Annotated in this window: 3 protein-coding genes and 1 pseudogene; 1 reads left to right on the top strand and 3 read right to left on the bottom strand. The window is 56.7% G+C overall.

All coding sequences use genetic code 11. From position 1 onward, the window contains the following. The 3 genes and pseudogenes from AC33YF_RS13100 to AC33YF_RS13090 all read right to left on the bottom strand — a co-directional run. Positions 1-194 (bottom strand): annotated as a pseudogene (locus AC33YF_RS13100) (hypothetical protein); the annotation flags it as partial. A gap of 307 nt (positions 195-501) precedes the next feature. Continuing rightward, positions 502-936 (bottom strand): CBS domain-containing protein, encoded by a 435-nt coding sequence (locus AC33YF_RS13095; RefSeq protein WP_491777653.1) that lies wholly within the window; start codon positions 934-936, stop codon positions 502-504. A 210-nt stretch (positions 937-1146) separates the two neighbouring features. Next, complete coding sequence (locus tag AC33YF_RS13090; RefSeq protein WP_491777652.1) at positions 1147-2415, bottom strand: hypothetical protein; 1269 nt, start codon at positions 2413-2415, stop codon at positions 1147-1149. 493 nt (positions 2416-2908) lie between these two features. On the opposite strand from AC33YF_RS13090, the gene AC33YF_RS13085 reads away from it, so the two are divergent. Then, positions 2909-3979, top strand: coding sequence for a linear amide C-N hydrolase (locus AC33YF_RS13085; protein WP_491777651.1), 1071 nt, complete (start codon positions 2909-2911; stop codon positions 3977-3979). Positions 3980-4044 lie beyond the last annotated feature (65 nt).

Genomic DNA, 4044 nt, shown 5'->3' with positions numbered 1-4044 from the left:
TATTCAACAAGGGCCGAGAATCCCCAGTCCTTCTTCATTGCCGAGGACTTGCCGAACGCATCGTAGAGAACCGTGATTTCCGCTTTGCGTTCTTCGGAGGTCGCGGGCGATCCATCCATCGCCGCCTGGGCGTTCGGTGAGTACATCGCTGCCACAAGAAGACAGCTCGAGGTGAAGAGGGCTCGGAGTTTCATCGTGCTTCTCCCGATTAGAAATGCAACGTGCTCGTCCGTAAGGGACAACCTTTATTACGACTCAGGAAGGAGCTAGGGCGGCCTGCCTGCAAGCCAGCTACTGACTGAAACTACCCGTCAGCTTTGGGCCACTAGCAGATATTGAAAGTCTCGCGTGCGATGTCGGCTCCCAACTCCAGGGCTGCCTTTCTCTTGAGGCCATCTTCGACTTCCCGCCCGCAAGGGCCAGTCAACAAAGTGACGAAACCTATGCCGAAGCATACGTTGATGCCGGCTCAGACTTCAGGACTACGCATCACTCGGTTGGTTACCGCTCGCCGTGAATGAAGTGCTCTAGCTCATCAATCACGAACTGCTGATCACTGATGATGCTGCTCACCATGTCGCCGATCGACACGATCCCAACGATGCACCCATGATCCAGCACTGGAAGGTGGCTAACGCTCCTTTTGTTCATGATCATCATGCACTCTTCGACGGATTGGTCGGCTCGGACACACGCTACGCGCTTCGACATGATATCTCGAACTGCTGTACTGGCTGAGGTCCTACCCTTCAGTGCGATCTGGCGTGCGTAGTGCCGCTCGGTAATGATCCCTACGAGCTTATGACTCTCAAGCACGACCAGTGATCCAACGTTGTGTTCCGCCATCCTCCGAAGTGCATCGATGACCAGCGCATTGGGATGAATGGCGTAAACTTCGTGTCCCTTAGTCTCGATTACATGTTTAACCAAGCTCATCAGTCATCTCCCTATTGAGGCCCGCAGGAACGTGAGTCGCGTACCGCGCTTCAGGTGACTGGCGGGCGTGTCTGCTAAGTGCCAGAAGCGGACATTGACTGGCCCCCTGAGCAGATAACATCGCCTCGGCGCAGGGGAGAAGAGCGTCGGGGCCACTCTGATGCGCTGACAGCGCCGACTCGAGCGGCAGACCCACAAACAGGATGCCGGTCAATTCAAGCCCGCTAGATCCTTAGCGCACGCTGCCTCGAATCCGGCCGGCAGCGCGAGTACGGTAACCTCGTCATCACCCGCAGTGGCGTCGCGGGCGAAGAGCTCGGGGATCACCAGCAGCTGCGCGCCATCGGCGACGCGCCGAACCGCCAGATCGGCAGGTCCGGTCAGATCGGACATGGTCCCGCCCGGCTGGATCGCGAGGGTAGTAGCAAGTCCGCCTTCACAGCTGACTGTGACCTTGCCGGGAATATCACCACGGATCTGGGCGTTCAACATCACGCCACCGGCGGTGAAGTCGAGGCCGTCTAGGGCACCCAGGTCGCCGTCAACGGGCGGCAATAGCTGGTTTTTGGCGATGTCCTTCTTGCTAAGCGCGTAAACGCCGCCATTCGCGGGGTCGGCCAGGTCAGCGAATGCACCCACTGTGTTGACGTAGACTTTGCCGTCGATCGGTGAGACCTCCACCCCGTCAGGATTACCGGGGATCCCTATGAAAACAGGCGGATCGGCCGGCGTGCTCCCGTCGGCGAGGTCATCAAGCGCGCTGTGTGGGATCATCCAGAGACCACCCTTACCCTCGAAGGGCGGATCAAACTGATCGGCTCCAATTGCAGAGTCAGTGACGTAAACGTTGCCGTCAGTGTCGAATCCCAAAGCGTTGATCAGGATGATGGGGCTGCCGTTGATTTGCTCAAAAACAGATCCCTGGCCTGTATCGATCTCGCCAAGCACTTCACCGGCACCATTGAACGCCAGCAGCTTGCTACGCATACGCTTTGGATCCTTGACCACCTGTCCGTTGCTGTCGACGATCGGTGCTGAGCCGGTGCACAGAAATATTGTGCCGGCCGGGAACTTCTTGGTAGCTACCGGCAGGACCCCCATACCGAGTGGCGAGGTCAGACCGTTGATCAGCTTCTTCTCGGTCATCAGCAGCTCACCATTAGCTTTCACCTTCAGCTTGCTAATGTAGCCGGCCCCTTCGACCCAACCAAAGCTTTCGGACACATCACCTGCCTCGGCAGAGTTAGAGATAAACACAGAGCTACCGTCGGCGCTGAAGATCGCACCTTCCGGATTATCGAACTCTTTGAGCACTTGCAGGATGACAGCGGGTGACGGGTGGACCCCGCCGTGGATCTCTGCCGCCATGACACGATTGCCAGTCACAATGCATAGGACCATGCACGCGACAACTATCGCTCCTCTGATGCGCTCATTCACAAAGTCAAACGAATGTAGAATGGAGTAGAAAGCGGTCACAGCTCCCTCCCCTTATTTGCAGGCGGGAGTCTTAACGCTCTCAGCCGTCGGTGCCTGTGATTGCGCTTACCGACGATGACTTATAGTGCGCCTTTTTGACGACAGTTGCGAACTAATAATAGGTAAAATGACCCATGTCAGCTTTCGTTCTGCTCAGTCAAAATGTCCGCTTTAGGTCATTTGCAGACATCGGGACGCTGTTGAGGTACGGCCGCTTTCCACCCGAAAGCAGACATCCTCAACCTCAGAGTCGATGTCAGCTCAGTGCCAGAAACGGACATCGCGTTCATCGCCTCAATCCAGTTCCATCGACTCGCCACTTGCATTTCATGAGAGCGCATTAGACTCCTGCTACGTTGACAGTACGCCCGTCCTGCTGAAAATCAGGTCGGTCACACGGATAAGGGCCGGAACCTGACCGCGATAATCCAGCATCTGGCACACCCAAAAGATCTGTAACCAGCACCTCATTGACACCAAAGGACTCTGCGCAATGAACTCGAAAGCCTGTGCATCACGACTCAAGCAACTGTTGTTCGGTTCCGCGCTGGCGGTCATGATGCTGGTTCCCGCGCAGCACGCCGAGGCGTGCACCCGCGTTGTCTATGAAACAGGCACCGGCACATACATCACCGCGCGTGGCATGGATTGGAACAGTCCTGACGCGCCAACTGCGCTCTGGGTGTATCCCAGAGGCATGGAGCAGAATGGCGGCATTGGTAAGAACCCCATCAAGTGGACATCCAAGTACGGGTCGGTTTTTGCGTCGTTTTATCCGGCGAATGCCGACGGTATGAACGAGAAAGGCCTTGTCGCCAACGTTCTGTACCTAGCCGAGGCCGATTTCGGGGACGCGGCGGAGACCGGGAAGCCGACTCTGTCGATCGGTGCTTGGAACCAGTATTTTCTCGACAACTACGCGACGGTGGCGGAAGCGGTAGCAGCCATGCAGGACCCTCCGTTCGCCATCATTGCGCCGACTTTGCCGAATGGACGGGCCGCCGCCGTACATCTTTCGATTTCCGATGCGAGCGGCGACTCCGCGATCTTCGAGTACATCGATGGCCAACTCCAGATTCATCACAGCCGTGATTACAGCGTGATGACAAACTCGCCCCCTTTCGATGAGCAATTGGCCCTAATCAACTACTGGCGGCATATTGGAGGCGATCGATTTCTGCCTGGTACAATCGAGGCTAGTGACCGCTTCGTGCGTACGGACTACATGCTGAGAAGTACGCCAAAGTTCAAAGACACTGACTTGGCAGTGGGTGCTGCGTTCTCCGTCATCCGTACGGCCGGAGTCCCACTCGGTATGCAAGATCCTGATCGCCCAAACATCGCCATGACCCTCTGGCGGACTGTGGCCGACCATGCAAACCTCACATATTACTTCGAGTCTGTTCTGAACCCGTCCGTGCTCTGGGTAGACCTCAATAACATCGATTTCGGGGAAGGCTCGGGCGCGAGGACTATCGCACTTGGACGCGAGTCAAGACTCGCAGGCGAAGTCTCGGCGGAGTTCGAGCCGGCGGAACCGTTCGAGTGGATCTCTGGCGAGTAGCACGCCGCTGAGGGATGAGATGACCCATATAAACTCGCTGAATTGATGCTTATGTCCGCTTTGGG

Source organism: Methyloceanibacter sp. (genome assembly GCF_058506495.1).
The sequence above is the reverse complement of the archived record's forward strand: the minus strand, read 5'-3'. Positions and strand labels throughout refer to the sequence as shown.